Origin of the sequence: Nocardioides sp. Root122 (assembly GCF_001425025.1) — a bacterium.
In the GTDB taxonomy this organism is placed as follows: domain Bacteria; phylum Actinomycetota; class Actinomycetes; order Propionibacteriales; family Nocardioidaceae; genus Nocardioides.
The window spans coordinates 272,145-288,649 of sequence record NZ_LMDE01000009.1 but is presented as its reverse complement, the minus strand read 5'-3'; the positions used below and the strand labels follow the sequence as shown (position 1 = coordinate 288,649).

Annotated in this window: 12 protein-coding genes, 1 tRNA gene and 2 pseudogenes; 6 read left to right on the top strand and 9 right to left on the bottom strand. The window is 73.2% G+C overall.

Features of this window, described 5'->3' with window-relative positions; genetic code table 11:
• Nucleotides 1-4 precede the first annotated feature (4 nt).
• From ASC64_RS08660 to ASC64_RS08645, 4 genes are read right to left on the bottom strand one after another with little or no spacing between them, the layout of a single operon-like run.
• The gene (locus ASC64_RS08660) at nt 5-1,231 is read right to left on the bottom strand and encodes a multidrug effflux MFS transporter (RefSeq protein ID WP_056907119.1); all 1,227 of its coding nucleotides are present in this window, start codon (nt 1,229-1,231) and stop codon (nt 5-7) included.
• A complete protein-coding gene (locus ASC64_RS08655; protein ID WP_200937544.1) occupies nt 1,228-3,084 on the bottom strand; it encodes a glycoside hydrolase family 15 protein in 1,857 nt (618 codons plus the stop codon). The genes ASC64_RS08660 and ASC64_RS08655 overlap by 4 nt, the downstream gene beginning before the upstream one ends.
• Entirely contained in the window at nt 3,081-4,487 is a 1,407-nt protein-coding gene (gene zwf / locus ASC64_RS08650) for a glucose-6-phosphate dehydrogenase (RefSeq protein WP_056907245.1), read from the bottom strand. Before zwf ends, ASC64_RS08655 begins: the two co-directional genes overlap by 4 nt.
• A 38-nt stretch (nt 4,488-4,525) precedes the next feature.
• Nucleotides 4,526-5,746, bottom strand: a complete 1,221-nt coding sequence (locus tag ASC64_RS08645; RefSeq protein WP_056907118.1) for a homogentisate 1,2-dioxygenase — start codon at nt 5,744-5,746, stop codon at nt 4,526-4,528.
• A gap of 65 nt (nt 5,747-5,811) precedes the next feature.
• Here ASC64_RS08645 and ASC64_RS08640 point away from each other — a divergent pair, with 65 nt between their 5' ends.
• The 3 genes and pseudogenes from ASC64_RS08640 to ASC64_RS21635 form a co-directional block, all read left to right on the top strand.
• Nucleotides 5,812-6,675, top strand: coding sequence for a hypothetical protein (locus tag ASC64_RS08640; RefSeq protein WP_156385098.1), 864 nt, complete (start codon nt 5,812-5,814; stop codon nt 6,673-6,675).
• The gene (gene fahA / locus ASC64_RS08635) at nt 6,672-7,883 is read left to right on the top strand and encodes a fumarylacetoacetase (RefSeq protein ID WP_056907116.1); all 1,212 of its coding nucleotides are present in this window, start codon (nt 6,672-6,674) and stop codon (nt 7,881-7,883) included. The genes ASC64_RS08640 and fahA overlap by 4 nt, the downstream gene beginning before the upstream one ends.
• Before the next feature lie 51 nt (nt 7,884-7,934).
• A pseudogene (locus ASC64_RS21635) lies at nt 7,935-9,159 on the top strand (glycosyltransferase); the annotation flags it as partial.
• Here the strand turns inward: ASC64_RS21635 and mptB are convergent.
• A pseudogene (mptB, locus tag ASC64_RS22725) lies at nt 9,119-10,435 on the bottom strand (polyprenol phosphomannose-dependent alpha 1,6 mannosyltransferase MptB); the annotation flags it as partial. The pseudogenes ASC64_RS21635 and mptB overlap by 41 nt on opposite strands.
• Nucleotides 10,436-10,563: 128 nt before the next feature.
• Between mptB and ASC64_RS08620 the strand changes: the two are divergent.
• Together ASC64_RS08620 and ASC64_RS08615 are read left to right on the top strand one after the other, a co-directional pair.
• Nucleotides 10,564-11,472: a metallophosphoesterase gene (locus ASC64_RS08620; RefSeq protein ID WP_056907113.1), complete on the top strand. Its 909-nt coding sequence runs from the start codon at nt 10,564-10,566 to the stop codon at nt 11,470-11,472.
• Between the two features lie 22 nt (nt 11,473-11,494).
• Nucleotides 11,495-12,175, top strand: coding sequence for a histidine phosphatase family protein (locus tag ASC64_RS08615; protein WP_056907112.1), 681 nt, complete (start codon nt 11,495-11,497; stop codon nt 12,173-12,175).
• Nucleotides 12,176-12,219: 44 nt separating this feature from the next.
• Here the strand turns inward: ASC64_RS08615 and ASC64_RS08610 are convergent, their stop codons facing one another.
• From ASC64_RS08610 to ASC64_RS08595, 4 genes are all read right to left on the bottom strand, one after another.
• Nucleotides 12,220-13,560 (bottom strand): MFS transporter, encoded by a 1,341-nt coding sequence (locus ASC64_RS08610; protein WP_056907111.1) that lies wholly within the window; start codon nt 13,558-13,560, stop codon nt 12,220-12,222.
• Complete coding sequence (locus ASC64_RS08605; RefSeq protein ID WP_200937542.1) at nt 13,557-14,513, bottom strand: carbohydrate kinase family protein; 957 nt, start codon at nt 14,511-14,513, stop codon at nt 13,557-13,559. Before ASC64_RS08605 ends, ASC64_RS08610 begins: the two co-directional genes overlap by 4 nt.
• 8 nt (nt 14,514-14,521) lie before the next feature.
• Nucleotides 14,522-15,763: an AGE family epimerase/isomerase gene (locus ASC64_RS08600; protein WP_082550306.1), complete on the bottom strand. Its 1,242-nt coding sequence runs from the start codon at nt 15,761-15,763 to the stop codon at nt 14,522-14,524.
• A gap of 81 nt (nt 15,764-15,844) precedes the next feature.
• Nucleotides 15,845-15,926, bottom strand: a tRNA-Tyr gene (locus tag ASC64_RS08595).
• Nucleotides 15,927-16,009: 83 nt separating this feature from the next.
• Here ASC64_RS08595 and ASC64_RS08590 point away from each other — a divergent pair.
• Nucleotides 16,010-16,501 (top strand): YajQ family cyclic di-GMP-binding protein, encoded by a 492-nt coding sequence (locus tag ASC64_RS08590; protein ID WP_056907109.1) that lies wholly within the window; start codon nt 16,010-16,012, stop codon nt 16,499-16,501.
• The last annotated feature ends 4 nt before the right edge of the window (nt 16,502-16,505 follow it).

Genomic DNA, 16,505 nt, shown 5'->3' with positions numbered 1-16,505 from the left:
GCTCTCAGGCCGCGACGGCCCGGCGCTCGGCGTGCTGGTGCCAGCGCCAGAACCCCCAGCCGAGGACCACGCACACGGCAGCCGCCACCGCGAAGCCGAGCACCGAGCGACCGGCGTACGGCGCGAGGAGGGCAGCGCTGGCGGCGTTGAACACCAGTGTGACGAACGACGACGCGGACATCACCGCGCCGCGGCGGGTGGGCACGAGGTCGAGCATCAGCAGCTGGATGTTGGGGAAGGCCAGGCCGTTGCCGAAGGCGACGAGCGAGATGCCGAGGGCGGCCCACGGCAGCACCTCGCCGGCGGGCGTGAGGGCGACCGCGATGCCGAGGAGGGCGCCCGCCGTGCTGACGGCGTAGCCCACCGAGACCAGGCGCGGGCTGGTGACCATCCGGCCCAGGCGACCGCTGACGACGGACCCGACGACCATCGCCCCGATCATCGGGAGGAACAGCTTCCAGAAGTCGAGCTCGCCCTCGCCGAGCAGGTCGACCACGAAGATCGCGGCACCGCCGATGTAGAGGAACTGGGCGCCGAACACGAGCGTGCCGGCCCACGCCATCCGGTGGAACGCCGGGACCCGCAGCACCGCGGTGAGGCCGCGGACGATCTCGCCGACCCGCAGGGGCACGCGTCGCTCCGGCGGGTGGCTCTCGGGGAGGAGCGCGACCGTCAGGCCGACCAGCACGAGCGCGAGGGCGGCCATGAACCAGAAGACCGTCTCCCACGGCCCGACCTGGACCAGCAGCCCGCCGACGACCGGCGCCGCGGCGGGCGCGAGCCCGAAGATCACCGCGACCTGGCTCATCAGCCGCTGGGCCTCGGGCCCGTCGAACATGTCGCGGATGATCGTGCGGCTCACGATCGTCGACCCGCCCGCAGCGAGGCCCTGCACGACGCGGCCGACGAGCAGCAGCTCCAGCGTCGGCGCGAACGCACACGCGACGGACGCGACGGCGTACACCAGCAGGGAGCCGACGATGACCGGGCGGCGCCCGATCGCGTCGGACAGCGGGCCGTGGAACACGCTCATCGCCGCGAACGACAGGAGGTACGCGGTGACCACCAGCTGGAGCTGGCCGACGGAGGCGTCGAGCTTCCGGCCCATCTCCGAGAACGCCGGGAACGGGGTGTCGATGCTGAACGGCCCGATCATCGAGAGCATGGCCAGGACGAGGGGGATCAGCGCGACGGACCGTGGGGTCGCCGTGCTGGTGGCGACTCCGGTCATGCGTCGAGGCTACGGTCCAGGTTGATCACCGCGCTGATCAGGCTCAGGTGCGTGAACCCCTGGGGGAAGTTGCCGAGCTGCTCGCCGTTGAGCCCGACCTGCTCGGCGTAGTGCCCGAGGTGGTTGGCGTAGGTGAACATCTTCTCCAGCGCGAGGCGCGCGTCGCCCAGCCGGCCGGCCCGGGTGAGCGCCTCGACGTACCAGAACGAGCACAGCGAGAACGTGCCCTCGTCCTCGGGTACGCCGTCACGGTCGCCGTCGGCGGACACCCCGTCGCCGAAGAGCTGCGGGTCGTAGCGCAGCACCAGGCTGTCGGACACCAGCCGCTCCTCGACCCGGGAGAGCGTGGCGAGGAAGCGCGGGTCGTCGGGCGCGACCATCTTGACCATCGGCATGAGCAGGGCGCCCGCGTCGAGGACGTCGCTGCCGGGTCCCGCCGTGAAGGCCCCGAGCTCGTCGTTCCAGCAGTCGGTCATCACGCGCTCGTAGATCGCGTCGCGGACCGCGGCGAGCTCGGTGAGGTCGCCCGGCAGCCCGCGTCGTCGGGCGATGCGCATCATCCGCTCGACCGCGACCCAGCACATCACCAGCGACGTGGTGTGCGTGCGCGGCTCGTCGCGGATCTCCCACATCCCGGCGTCGGGCCGCTCCCAGTTGTCCATCAGCCACGAGACCACGCGGCGCAGGTCGCCCCACGCGTCGTGGCTGATCCCACGTCCGTGCTTGTCGAAGAGGTAGACCGAGTCGATGAGCTCGCCGTAGACGTCCAGCTGGAGCTGGTCCACGGCGCCGTTGCCGACACGCACCGGCCGGGAGCCGCGGTGCCCCGCGAGGTGGTCGAGCTCGCGCTCGTGCGGGATCTGGCCGTCGAGGTCGTAGAGGACCCGCAGGGGGCCGAGGCGGTCGAGGGCGTCGTCGTCCTGCTCGGCCGCCTCCCCGATGCGCTCGGACAGGAACCGCACGAACGCCCGCGCCTCGTCGGTGAAGCCGAGACGCAGCAACGCGTAGACGCTGAACGCGGCGTCGCGCACCCACACGTAGCGGTAGTCCCAGTTGCGGCTGCCGCCGATCCGCTCGGGCAGGCTCGTCGTCGGCGAGGCGACGATGCCGCCGCTCGGCTCGTGGCACAGCAGCTTGAGGGTCAGCGCGGAGCGGTCGACCCACTCGCGCCAGCGCCCGGTGTAGGTGCTCTGCGCCAGCCACGACCGCCAGAAGCGCGCGGTGGCGTCGAAGAGCTCCGAGACGTCGTCCAGGGTGCACCCCCGCGCCGGCTCACCGGGGGCGAGCACCTCGAGGACGAACAGGGCGGTCTCGCCCGTGGTCAGGCCGACGGTCGCGGTCGCGGCGGCGTCGTCGACCTCCAGAGGGACGGTGCTGGACAGGGCGAGGTGCACCTGGCCGTCGGCGAACCGCACCACGTCGTCGTCGCGGGTGAGGTCGGGCTCGGTGAGCCCGTAGTCGGGCCGCGGCGCCATCCGCATCGTCAGGTCGACCGACCCGCGCAGGCCGACGACGCGGCGCACCAGCCGCTGTCGGTGCTCGGGGTCGTGCGGTCGCAGGACCGGCATGAAGTCCTGCACCTCCACCACCCCGTGCTCGGTCATGAAGCGGGTGACGAGGATGTTCGTCTCCGGGTGGTAGTACTGCTGGCTCCGCGCGTCGGGGTCGTCGGGACCGATCCGCCACGAGCCGGCGTCGGGGTCGAGGATGGCGGCGAAGACGCTCGGGGCGTCGAAGCGGCCGGGGCAGAACCAGTCGATGGTGCCGTCGGTGCCGACGAGGGCCGCGGTGCGCAGGTCACCCACGAGCCCGTGGTCGGCGATCGCCAGCACGTCGGCCCCTCGCTCGGTCACCGCCCGTCCCGTCCGAGCCGCCAGCCGCTGCCGGGGAGGTCGAGCGCCGCGGACGGACCCCACGAGCCGCGGTCGTACGGCAGTGGCTCGGGACGGTCCTCGAGGACGGGTTGGCAGACCTCCCACAGCCGCCGCGTCTCGTCGGCGTGGGCGAAGAGGGTGTGGTCGCCCTCCAGCACGTCGAGCAGGAGCCGCTCGTAGGCCTCCAGCGGCTCGGCCTCGGGGAGCTCCTCGCCGAGGTCCAGGCGCATCGTGGCCGGTGCGAGCTCCATCTCGGGACCGGGCCGCTTGCCGAGCAGGTCGACCTGCACGCGGGCCTCGTCGGTCAGCTCGAGGACGAGCTCGTCGGGCGCGCCGGCGTCACCGAACACCGTGGAGTCCGGGCCGCGGAACCGCAGCGTGACGGTGCGACGGGTCTCGGCCATCGCCTTGCCGGTGCGGAGGTGGAACGGGACCCCGCGCCAGCGCTCGTTGTCGACCCACGCCTCGAGGGCTACGAACGTCTCCACGGTCGAGTCCTCGTCGACGTCCTCCTCGTCGCGGTAGCCGTCGTACTGGCCGAGGACGACGCGCGACGGGTCGAGGAGGCGTACGTCCTCGAAGACCGCGGCCCGCGCCCGGCGGACCGCCTGCGCGGACCACTCCCCCGGGTCCTCGAGCGCGACGGCGCCCACGATCTGGAAGAGGTGGGTCGAGACCATGTCGCGCAGTGCGCCGGTGGACTCGTAGAACGAGCCACGACCCTCCATCTCCAGCGTCTCCGGCACGTCGACCTGCACGGAGGCGATGCTGCGCCGGTCCCACGCGGGCTCGAAGAGCGCGTTGGCGAAGCGCAGCGCGAGCAGGTTCTGCACGGCCTCCTTGCCGAGGAAGTGGTCGATGCGGAACACCTGCTCCTCGTCGAACACCTCGTGCACGTCGCGGTCGAGCTCCTCGAACGACGCGAGGTCCAGCCCGAAGGGCTTCTCGATCACCAGGCGCGCGCGCTCGGCGAGCCCCTCACGCCCGAGCATGCCGACCATCCCGGACATCGCGGTCGGCGGCACCGACAGGTAGACGAGACGGAGCACCTCGCCGCCGAGGTCGCTCTCGACCTCGCGGACCCGCGCGGCCAGGTCGGCGCCGTCGTCGGCGTCGGAGGTCTGGAACGACACCCGGTCCAGCAGGTCGCGAGCGACGTCCTCGTCGAGGTCGTCGACGCTGTCGCGCAGACCGCCGAGCACCTCCTCGCGGAAGTCGTCGTCGGAGCCCGGCGAGTGCCGCCCGCTGCCGACCACGGCGTAGTCCTGCGGCAGCCGCCCGGCGGCGGCGAGCCGGTAGAGGCCGGGGAACAGCTTGCGCGCCGCGAGGTCGCCGCGGGCCCCGAAGAGCAGGAAGACGCAGGGCGGCAGGTCGGCGGTCATGCTCGCCACGCTAACGACCACCCGAGGGGGTGGGCCGCTCAGCTGTTGCTGAAGACCGCCGGCCCGCCGTCGCCGTCGCCGGCGTCGGGGCCACGTCCCGCCCAGGTCCAGGCGTAGGCCGGGTCCTCGACGGCGAGGCCGCCCTCACCGAGCTCGAGCGGGGCGAAGGTGTCGACCATCACCGCGGACTCGTCGAAGTACGGCACCCCGAGGCTGGCCTCGATGGCGCTGGGCTGCGGACCGTGCGCGTGCCCTCCCGGGTGGAGGCTGATGGAGCCGACATTGATGCCCGAGCCCTTGCGGGCCTCGTAGTCGCCGCCGACGTAGAACATCACCTCGTCGGAGTCGACGTTGGAGTGGTAGTAGGGGACCGGGATCGCGAGGTCGTGGTAGTCGACCTTGCGGGGCAGGAAGTTGCAGATCACGAAGTTCCAGCCCTCGAAGACCTGGTGCACCGGCGGCGGCTGGTGGACCTTGCCGGTGATCGGCATGAAGTCCTCGATGTTGAACGTGTAGGGGTAGAGGCAGCCGTCCCAGCCGACGACGTCGAACGGGTGGGTGGCGTACGTCAGCCGGGTGCCGACGATGCCCGCGCTCGTTCGGTGCTTGACCAGGACCTCGACGTCGGTGCCCTCGGCCTGGAGCGTCTCGGTCGGGCCGACGAGGTCGCGCTCGCAGTAGGGCGCGTGCTCGAGGAACTGGCCGAAGCGCGACAGGTAGCGCTTCGGCGGGTGGATGTGCGAGTTCGCCTCGATGGCGTAGAGCCGCGAGGTCTCGGCCGGCACCCAGCGGTGGTCGGTCGCGCGGGGGACGATGACGTAGTCCCCGGCCCGGTAGGCGATGGCGCCGAAGACGGTCTCGACGGTGCCGCTGCCGGACTCGACGTAGACGCACTCGTCGCCGATGGCGTTGCGGTAGAGCGGGGACGGCTCGGTCCCGGTGACGACGTAGCCGATCCGGACGTCGTTGTTGCCGAGCACCATCCGTCGGCCCTCCACCGGGCAGGTGCCGGTCTGCAGGTCGTGCAGCGTGAGGTGGCGCGGCTTGAGCGGGTGGTTGGGCGTGCGCGTCTGGTCGGGCAGCTCCCAGACCTGGCTGTCCGTGATCGCGCTGGGGACGCCGCGGTGGTAGAGCAGCGAGGAGTCGGAGGAGAAGCCCTCCTCCCCCATCAGCTCCTCGCGGAACAGGTGGCCGTCGTCGTCGCGCAGCTGGGTGTGCCGCTGGCGCGGCAGCCGCCCGAGTGCTCGGTAGTGGGCCATCGGTCCGCTCCAATCGTCCGATCATCGGACACTGACGTCCGCTATCTGGTGGTTAGAGTAGTCGCGTGTCCCCGACTCCTCCACCCCCCGAGACCGGTCGACCTGACGCCTCGCCAGGGCTCCCCGAGCACTGGCACGGCCTGGTCGACGACGCGGCCGTGTTCCCGCCCGGCAACGCCCACCTGGGTGACGCCCTCGCGGCCTACGACGCGCGTCGCCCGGAGTGGTGGTCGGGGCTCGTCGGCTCCTTCGTGGTCACCGACACCGACCTCGGGTCGGTGCCTGCCGGCGTGCCCGTCTCGGTGGTGCTGACGACCGGCGCCGGCGCCGTCGAGGGGGTCGCGTCCCTGGCGGCACGCAAGGGCCTCACGCTCGCGGGTCTCGAGGTCGCCGTGCGCGACGCAGCCGACCCGGTCGGCAACGTCCGCCGCATCGACGCGGCCGCCCGCGCCGTGGACCTCGCCGCTCCGCTGTTCATCGAGGTCCCCGGCTCGGCGACGGCCTCGTGGCTGGCCGCGGTCGACGAGGTGGCCGCGTGCGACCACCGGCTCAAGCTGCGGCTCGGCAACGTCGACCACGACCTCGTCCCCGACGCCGCCACGGTCGCCACCTGGATCGACGCCGCGCTCGACCGCGAGCTGCGGTTCAAGGCCACGGCCGGCCTGCACCGCGCCGTGCGCCACGAGCCGGAGGGCGGCGGTGCCCACGGCTTCCTCAACGTCCTCGGGGCCACCGCAGCGCTGTGGGACGGCGGCTCGACGACCGACGCCGTCGAGGTCCTGGAGCAGCGCGACGGCGCCGCCCTCACCGACGTCGACGTGGCCGCTGCCCGTCGCTGGTTCACGTCCTTCGGCTCGTGCTCGGTGACCGAGCCCCTCGACGACCTCATCTCACTCGGACTGATCGAGAAAGTGGTGGACACGCAATGACAACGACGACCTGGGTCGAGGGAGCCGCAGGCTCCGGGTTCGACGTCGACCACCTCCCCTACGGCGTCTTCGCACGCTCCGGCGAGCACCCCCGCGTCGCGGTGCGCATCGGCGACCAGGTGCTCGACCTGAGCATCGTGGCGGCGGCCGACATGGTCGACACGCACGCACTGTTCGACCAGCCCACGCTCAACCCGTTCATGGCCGCCGGCCCCGCTGTCTGGGAGTCGACCCGGGCGTGGATCACCGGCCTGCTCACCGACGAGACCGAGCGCGACCTCGTCGAGCCGGCGCTGAGTCCCGTCGACTCGGTGCGGATGCTGATGCCGTTCACGGTCGGCGACTACGTCGACTTCTACGCCTCCGAGCACCACGCCTCCAACGTCGGACGGATCTTCCGGCCCGACCAGGAGCCGCTGCTGCCCAACTGGAAGCACCTCCCGGTCGGCTACCACGGCCGCTCCGGCACGGTCGTCCCGTCCGGCACCGACGTGGTGCGCCCGTCGGGTCAGCGCAAGGCACCCACCGACGAGCGACCGTCGTACGGTCCCTCCCAGCGCCTCGACATCGAGGCCGAGCTCGGCTTCGTCGTCGGCGTGCCCTCGGCGCTCGGCGAGCGCGTCCCCACCGCCGACTTCGCGCAGCACACCTTCGGCGTCGTCGGCCTCAACGACTGGTCCGCGCGCGACATCCAGGCCTGGGAGTACGTCCCGCTGGGTCCGTTCCTCGGCAAGTCCTTCGCCACCACGATCAGCGCCTGGGTCACCCCGCTGGCCGCTCTGGGCGCCGCGTGGACCGACCTGCCCGGGCAGGACCCGGAGGTGCTCGACTACCTGCGGGTCGACGGCCCGGCCGGGCTCGACATCGAGGTCGAGGTCGTGCTCGACGGCGAGGTCATCGCCCGCCCGCCCTACCGCACCATGTACTGGTCGCCGGCCCAGATGCTGGCGCACACGACGGTCAACGGGGCGAGCCTCCGCACCGGCGACCTCTGGGCCTCCGGCACGATCTCCGGCCCCGACCGCGACCAGCGCGGCTCCCTCCTCGAGCTGAGCTGGGGCGGCAAGGAGCCCTTCACGGCCGGCGGCCGTGAACGCACCTTCCTCGAGGACGGCGACGACGTGGTGCTGCGCTACACCGCGCCCGGCACCGGTGGCGGCCGGATCTCCCTCGGCGAGGTCGCGGGCCGCATCCTCCCGGCCCACTGACGGCCGGGACGGCGTCGGGCTCCGTTCACCTGGTTGGGCCACGGTGCGGCCATGCGCATCGCCCAGCTGGCCAACTTCGTCGGACCCGCGTCGGGGGGCATGCGCACCGCGCTGCGCGCCCTCGGCGAGGGCTACGCGGGCGCGGGCTGCGCGCGACTGCTCGTCGTGCCGGGCCCGGAGGACGTGCGCACCTCGACGCCCTATGGCGACGTCGTCCAGCTCCGGGCGCCCCGGGTCGGCGGCGGCTACCGGCTGATCGTCGAGCCGTGGCGGGTCACCGAGGTGCTCGAGCAGTGGCAGCCGACGTCGGTCGAGCTGAGCGACAAGCTCAGCCTGCTGCCCGTCGCCCGATGGGCACGGCGCAACGGCGTGGGGTCGGTGCTCCTCTCGCACGAGCGGCTGGGCGACATGCTCGCGCTGCGCACCGGGCTCGACACGACCAGCAAGGTCTCCATCGGCCTGCTCAACCGGCTGCTGGTGCGCAGCGTGGACGCCGTGGTCGTCACCTCGGACTACGCCCGCGAGGAGTTCCAGCAGGTCGCCGACGCCGCCGGGTGCCCGGTGGTGCGCGTGCCGCTCGGCGTCGACCTGGCCACCTTCCGACCGCACCCGCGCGAGCCGGTCGCGGGACTGCGGCTGGTCCACGCCGGCCGCCTCTCGCGGGAGAAGAGCCCGCACCTCGCCGTCGCCACGGCCGTCGAGCTGCACCGGCGCGGCGTACCCCTGCGCCTGGACGTCTTCGGAGTCGGACCCCACCTCGACGAGCTGGTCGACCTCGCTGGCGACGCACCGGTCCGCTTCCGGGGGTACGTCGACTCGCGCGCCCTCCTGAGCCGCGCCCTCGCCCGGGCCGACGTGGCGCTCAGCGTCTGCCCGGGCGAGACGTTCGGCCTCGCCGTCCTCGAGGCGCTGGCCTCCGGGACGCCCGTGGTGACCGCCGACCGGGGCGGCGCACGGGAGCTCGTGGACGCCGGGTCCGGAGCCTGGGCCGAGCCGCGCGCGGAGGCCCTCGCCGACGCCGTGCTCGAGGTCGCCGGGCGTCCCGTCGCCGCCCGTCGTGCCGCGGCCCGGCGACGCGCGGAGCGCTATCCCTGGTCGACGACCGTGGCGTCGATGCTCGACGTCCACTCGCCGGTCGCCAGGCCCGCCAGGCGCTCGCGGGCCCGCCGGGTGACCAGCAGCAGCCCCGCCGCCGCGGCCACCACCAGCGAGCCGATCACGATCGCCAGGTAGGCGCCGTGCAGCGAGGAGTCCATCGGCGCCACGAGCCCCGACACGAGTGACAGCGCCACCAGCGCGACCGTCGCGCGCCGACCCAGTCGCTGCACCGCGACGAACGGCACCACCCACAGGAAGTACCAGAGGTGCACGACCGGGCTGAGGGCGACGGTCGCCGCCATGACCACTGCGAGGGCGCGCACCGACTGACGCGGATGCCCGGTGGGCAGCCGGAGCAGCACGACGGCAGCGACCCCGACGATGCCCACCTGGCCGAGCAGCCGGACCACTCCGAGGAACGTGCCGTCGGCCGTGCCGAGCCCGCCGAGCCGGGCGACCACGTCGAGCCACCCCCCGACGAGGGTGGGCAGGGACAGCGGCGTGTTGACCGTGCCCGGTACCGTCAGCGCGCCCAGCCAGCCGATGCCGAGCCCCCAGACCACGCCCGGCAGGACGAGCGCCGCGGTCGCCACGGCTGCCACGCGCAGCGTGTGACGAACCCGGGCCGCGGCCCCCGCCGCCACGGGCAGCGTCAGCAGCACCACGGCGACGCACGCCAGGCCGCCGGGCAGCTTCACGCCGGCGGCGAGTCCGCCGAGGACGGCGCCGGCCACCCAGCCGTGCTCACGTGCGGCGACCAGCGCTGCGGCCATCAGGCCGGCCATCAGGAGGTCGTTGTGGAGCCCGGCCACACCGTTGGCGACCATCAGCGGCGACGCGAGCACGAGGCACGAGGCCAGCGCCGGGTTGGCGCCGCACCAGTGGGCGAGCCGGGGCACCGACCAGGCGAGCAGCACCAGGCCGACCAGAGCGATCACCCGGTGCGCGACCACCAGCAGCCAGGGGTCGGAGGTCAGGCCCGCCGCCACGTCACCGCCGATCAGCGGGACCGGCCCGTACGGCGCGGGGGTCGCCATCCACCGGGCGTCCACGCCCTCGACGATCGGCCCGGGGACCGACCGGGGCCCGACCAGGCTCCAGGGTCCGTGCTCGTAGGGCGAGAAGCCGCGGTGCGCGAGCGTGCCCTGGGCGGCGTACGACCAGCCGTCGCGGGAGAAGAGTGGTGGCGCGAGCAGGAGCGGGAGCGCCCACGCGACCGTCGCGCCGCGGACCCTGGCGAGCAGTGCCGGCTGCTCGTCGGCGTCGGCGCGGGCGCAGGCTCCGCACAGGTGCAGCCAGGCCGAGGCGAGCAGGCCGAGGCCGGCGAGCACCACGACCAGACCGGACATCCGGCCGATGGCCGTGCTCCGCAGGATCGCCAGCACGTCCAGACCGGCCACGGGCGCGCTCGGCGGGAGGGTCGCGACGACCAGCCCGCCGAGCAGGACGAGCACGCTGCCGACGAGTCCGCGGGCCACCACGGGGGCGACGCTAGGCCGCCGTCGCGACCCCGGCGCGACGCGCGCGTGAACGACTGGCCAACCACTGCTCGTCCCTCGGCGCGAGCCCTAGGCTGTCCGCCGTGAGACAGCTCGGCCAGTACGCCGCCCCGCGGCACGCCATCGCCCACCTCTCCGACCCGCACCTCATCGGCGGCGGCCGGCTGCACTACGGGGTGATCGACAACGTCGCCCACCTGCGCGCCGCCCTCGACCGCCTCGCCGCGGTCCGTCCCGTGCCGCAGGCCCTCGTCTTCACCGGCGACCTCGCCGACCAGGCCGAGCCCGAGGCCTACGCGACGCTGCGCTCGATCGTGGAGCCGGTGGCCGCCGCGATGGGCGCGATCGTGGTGTGGACGATGGGCAATCACGACGAGCGCAGCCCCTACGCCCGCGGCCTCTTCGACTCCGACGACGACGGCTTCCAGGACCGCGTGCACGAGGTCGACGGGCTGCGCATCGTCGCCCTCGACACCAGCGTGCCGGGCTACCACCACGGCACGCTCGAGCCCGAGCAGCTGGACTGGCTCGCCGACGTGCTCGCCACCCCGGCGGAGCACGGCACCCTGCTGGCGATGCACCACCCACCGCTCCCGCTGCCGATGCTGCGCGCGGCCGAGCTGATCGAGCTGCACGACCAGCAGTCGCTGGCCGACGTGATCACCGGCACCGACGTGCGCGGCATCCTGGCCGGTCACCTGCACCTCTCGACGTGGTCGACCTTCGCCGGCGTGCCCGTCTCGGTGGCCTCGGCGAGCTGCTACACCAGCGACCCGGCACCGGTCGACCGCTTCGTCTCGGGCGTCGACGCCGGGCAGGCGTTCACCATGGTCCACACCTACGACGACCGGCTGGTGCACACCCTCGTCCCGCTCGAGCGCGGCACGGAGGTCAGCCACGTCGGCTCCGACATCGCCGGGGCCCTCGAGACCGTCCCGCTGGAGCAGGCGTTCGAGCTGGCCTCGTCGAAGACCTCGCAGTTCAACAACTAGCGCCACCGACGAGGACCCACCCATGCGACTCCTGCTGATGCGCCACGGCCAGACGCACGCCAACGTCTCGGGCGAGCTCGACACCGCCCACCCGGGGCTGGACCTGACCGACCTCGGACGCGCCCAGGCCGCGGCCGCCGCGCGCGTGCTGGCCGACGAGCCGATCGACGCCGTCTACGTCTCGAGCCGGGTGCGGACCCACCAGACCGCCAGGCCCACGGCGGACGACCGCGGCCTCGGCGTCGTACAGCTCGACGGACTCGAGGAGATCCAGGCCGGCGACTTCGAGATGCGCAACGACCACGACGCCGTCGCGGGCTACATCGGCAGCGTCGCGACCTGGCTCGAGGGCGACCTCACTCACCGCATGCCCGGCGGGGAGACCGGCGAGGAGTTCCTCGCCCGCTACGACCGCGCGGTCCGCGAGATCGTCGCGGCGGGCCACGACGCGGCCCTGGTCGTCAGCCACGGCGCCGCGCTCCGCACCTGGATCTCCACCCGGATGGTCCCCCACCCCGACGCCCCGCCGTCGACCCAGCCCCTGCACAACACCGCGCTGGTCGTGCTGGACGGCGACTTCGAGGCCGGCTGGGAGATGGTCTCGTGGCAGGGCCACCCCGTCGGCGGCGAGCTGCTCGAGGACCCGACCGCCGAGGACCCCACGGGCGACCTCGACTCCGACGGGGACGGCGAGATCGGCTGACCAGCCCGCGTGATCCCCGGCTGACCGGGGATCACTGGAGGAGGTCAGACGCCCTCGGTGCCGATGCCCGGGTGCACGAAGGGCTGCCCGGCCCTCATCTGCGCGATCGAGCCCGGGTGGACGCGCGCGAGGTGGGCGATCCCGCGGCGGCGGTAGCGCAGGATCTGCACGACGCCGAAGGTCCAGAAGAGGTACTGCACCGACAGGGCGAGCTTGAAGTCGCCGAGCGTGTAGGCGTCCATGCCGCCCGGCTCGACGAGGTCGAGCACCACCCCGATCAGCGCCATGGTCAGCAGCGAGGCGGTGAAGCCGCCGACGTTGACCAGGCCGTTCGCGCGTCCGGCCTCGTGCGGCGGGGTGAACGACCGCGCCAGGTCGAAGGCCACCATCGACGCCGGGCCGCCGCTGGCCGTGGCGAAGGTCATCACCACGACCAGCCACACCGGTGCCGGTCCGGGCCACAGCAGCACGGCGGTCCAGGGCACGACCATCGCGAGGACCACGCCGATGACGATGAACGAGCGGTAGTAGGGAAGGCGTCCGACGAGCCGAGCCAGTCCCAGCCCGCTCACCACGGCCCACGCCGTCATCGCCATCAGCAGGGTGCTGGCCGAGGCCGTGCTCCAGCCGAGTCCGCGCACGAGGAAGGGGTAGCCCCACAGCAGCGCGAACACCGTCGCGGAGAACTGGGAGGTGAAGTGGGACCACATGCCCAGACGTGTGCCGGGGTTGCCCCACACCGTCCGCACCGACTGGGCGAGCGCGCGCAGCTTGATGGCGACGACGTCGTCGCGGCGGTAGGGCGAGTCCTTGACGAGCGCGAGGACCGCGACGAGCAGCACCACGCCGACGCTCGACGTCACGGCGAAGGTGGAGGTCCAGCCGAGCTCGTGCAGGAGGTACGACAGCGGGCCGGCGGCGGCGATCGCGCCGAGCTGCCCGGACAGGCCGGTGAGCTGGGTGACCATCGGTGCCTGCCGGACCAGGAACCACGCAGTGACCAGGCGGATCACGCTGACGAAGACCATCGCGTCCCCCGCGCCTACCACCGCTCGGGCCGCGACGGCGGCCGGGAAGGACGCGGAGAAGGCGAATGCGAGCTGGCCCGCTGTCATCAGCACCAGGCCGGCGAGCAGCATGGTGCGCGAGCCGTAGCGATCGAGCAGCACGCCCACCGGCACCTGCATGCCGGCGTAGACGACGAGCTGGAGCACCGTGAAGGTGGCCAGGCTGGTCGCGTTGATGTGGAAGCGGTCGGCGGCGATGATCCCGGCGACGCCGAGCGAGCTGCGGTGGAAGACCGCGAGGACGTAGACCGCGAGCGCGACGATCCAGATCACCCACGCCCGGCGCCTGCCGATGTCGTGGATCTGCTCGGCACTCACTCGGCGGCCGCTCCGGCCTGCCGGGCCAGCGCCGCGGTGAGCTCGTCGCGGTCGGGCGGGTCCGCGCCGGGACGGGAGACGGTGACCGCGGCGCCCGCCGCCGCGGTGCGCACGGCCGTGTGCACGTCGTCGTCGGACAGCGCCTCGAGCGCCTCGGCACTCCCCGCACCGCCGACGCCGAGGCCGAGGAGGGCGTCGAGGAGCACGGCGCTGAACGTGTCGCCGGCACCGACGGTGTCCGCGACCGCCACCGGGACGCCGGCGACCTCGAGCACGCTGCCCCCACGTCGTACGGCGACCGCGCCGTCGCCGCCGCGCGTGACGACCACGAGACCCGGTCCGGCCGCCGCCCAGCGGGTGGCGGTCTCCACGGGGTCGTGGCCGGGGTGCAGCCAGAGCAGGTCCTCGTCGCTGACCTTCACCACGTGCGAGAGCGCGACGAGCTCCTCGACGCGCGCCGCCGGTGCGGCCCGGTCCGGGGTGATCGCCGGCCGGGCGTTGGGGTCGAGGGAGACGAGGGCGGAGTCGCGGTGCCGGTGCACCGTGTCGCGCACGGCGTCGGCGCCCGGCGCCAGCACGGTCGCGATGGAGCCGACGTGCAGCACCTCGCACTCCTCGTGCGGCACCTCGTGCAGCTCCCAGTCGAGGTCGAAGACGTAGCTCGCGGCACCCGACTCGTCGAGGGTGACGGCCGCGCTCGAGGTGCGTCCGCTGCCGGTGCGCTGGGCGAGCACCCGGACGTTGCTGGCCTCGAGCCACTGCCGGACCATCGCGCCCCGCTGGTCGTCCCCGAGCAGGGTCACCAGGCGTACGTCGTGCTGCAGCCGGCCGAGCGTGATCGCCACGTTGGCCGGGCTGCCCCCGGGCAGGTCACGCGGCTGCCCGTCCGGGTCGGGGACGACGTCGACGAGGGCCTCGCCGACGACGAGGACACGGGGGGCGGGTTCGGTCACGGCGCCCATCATGCTCCTGTCCCGCCGCGGGCCGACACGGCCACCGCCGTCGCAAGACTGGGTGCCAGCGGCAGGCGCGGCAGGAGGGTGGCCTGCACCGCGTGGTAGAGGTCGGGCTTGCCCGGCCACACCGATGCCTGCGGCCGGTTCGACGGGTCCAGCTCGTGGCGCCACGAGCCTCGCTCGAGGTCGCGGACGTACGCGTCGACGTAGGCCCACCACTCGGCGTACCGGTCGGCGTAGGACGTCTCACCGGTGCGCCGGTGCAGGGCAGCGGCAGCGGCGATGCCCTCGGCGACGACCCAGTGGAACCGGTCGCGCACCACCGGGGCACCGGTCCAGTCGGTGGTGTAGACGAAGCCGGGGGCGCCGTCGGCGGCCCAGCCGTCGGCGACGGCGCGGTCGAAGAGCACGCGCGAGGTCGGCAGCAGGCCGGAGGGCGCCCGGTCACCCAGGGTCGCCTCGACGTGCAGCAGCAGGCGCGACCACTCGAGGCCGTGGCCCGGGGTCGCACCGAAGGGCTTGAACGGGTCGTCGGGGCGGTCGCGGTTGAGGTCGAGGTCGACCGACCAGTCGGCTCCGAAGTGCTCGGGGAGCCGGCCGTCGTGGCCTGCGGCGAGCTCGACGGCGAAGGCGGCGAGAGCGGCCGCCCGGTCGTGCCAGACCCGCTCGCCCGTCACGTCGCCGACCGCGAGGAGCGCCTCCAGCGAGTGCATGGTGGCGTTGAGCCCGCGGTAGGGCGTCGGGGCGCTCCACGTGCGGTCCCACTCGTCGTACACCCGACCGGTCGCGTCGTCGAAGAAGCGGCGCGCGAACACGTCGGTCGCCTCCGCCAGCAGCTCACGCGCGCCGGAGAGTCCGGCGACCACCGCGGTGGACGCGGCCAGCATCACGAACGCATGGTCGTAGCAGGCCTTGCCCGTCCCCTCCACGGGTACGCCGTCGGCGTCGACGGCGTGGAACCAGCCGCCGTGCTCGTCGTCGTGCAGCGTCGTCCGCAGGCCGTCGATCGCGGCGGTGGCGACGACCTCGGAGCCCTCGACCCCGAGCAGGGTGCCGAGGCCGAAGACGTGGACGGTCCGGCTGGTGATCCACGTGTGGACGGGGCGCGACAGGTCCGGCGCCCCGTCGTCGTCCAGCCAGGCCGCACCTCCGGACGGGTGCGCGGTGCGACGGCCGAACCGGAGCAGGCGACGGCACTCCGCGTCGAGCCACTCCTCGTCCGGGCCCTGGGCGCTCAGCTCGCTCACCCGGGCAGTCAAGCAGGGCGACCCCGGACGCACGAGACCCCCGCACGTCTGCGCGGGGGTCTCGCGACTGGACTCGTCCAGTGGCAGGTAGAGGATTCGAACCTCTGTAGGCAATGCCGGCTGATTTACAGTCAGCTCCCTTTGGCCGCTCGGGCAACCTGCCGGGCCGTGCGGAACAATAGCAAGGCACGGACATCACCACGAATCGCCGGGGCGCCCATCAGGAGCCCCCACTAGGAGGCACACATGGCTGACTCGAGCTTCGACATCGTGAGCAAGCTGGACCGCCAGGAGGTCGACAACGCCCTGAGCCAGGCCGCCCGCGAGATCGCCACGCGCTTCGACTTCAAGGGCACCGGAGCCAGCATCGAGTGGAAGGGCGAGGCGGCGATCGAGATCACCGCCTCCGCCGACGACCGCGCCAGCGCGGTGCTCAGCGTCTTCCAGGACAAGCTGATCAAGCGCAACCAGAGCCTGAAGATCCTCGACACCTCGGAGCCGCGCCAGTCCGGCCAGGTCTCCAAGATCGACATCGCGCTCAAGGAGGGCATCACCTCCGAGGACGCCAAGAAGATCTCCAAGCTGATCCGCGACGAGGGCCCCAAGGGCGTCAAGGCGCAGGTCCAGGGCGACGAGCTGCGGGTGTCGTCGAAGAAGCGCGACGACCTCCAGGCCGTCCAGCAGCTGGTGAAGTCGCAGGACTACGACTTCGCCGTGCAGTTCACCAACTACCGCTGACGGC

Coding starts and splice junctions, on each gene's coding strand:
- ASC64_RS08645 (WP_056907118.1), bottom strand. CDS start 5,746: ATGGCCCACTACCGAGCACTCGGGCGGCTGCCGCGCCAGCGGCACACC.
- ASC64_RS08660 (WP_056907119.1), bottom strand. CDS start 1,231: ATGACCGGAGTCGCCACCAGCACGGCGACCCCACGGTCCGTCGCGCTG.
- zwf (WP_056907245.1), bottom strand. CDS start 4,487: ATGACCGCCGACCTGCCGCCCTGCGTCTTCCTGCTCTTCGGGGCCCGC.
- fahA (WP_056907116.1), top strand. CDS start 6,672: ATGACAACGACGACCTGGGTCGAGGGAGCCGCAGGCTCCGGGTTCGAC.
- ASC64_RS08590 (WP_056907109.1), top strand. CDS start 16,010: ATGGCTGACTCGAGCTTCGACATCGTGAGCAAGCTGGACCGCCAGGAG.
- ASC64_RS08615 (WP_056907112.1), top strand. CDS start 11,495: ATGCGACTCCTGCTGATGCGCCACGGCCAGACGCACGCCAACGTCTCG.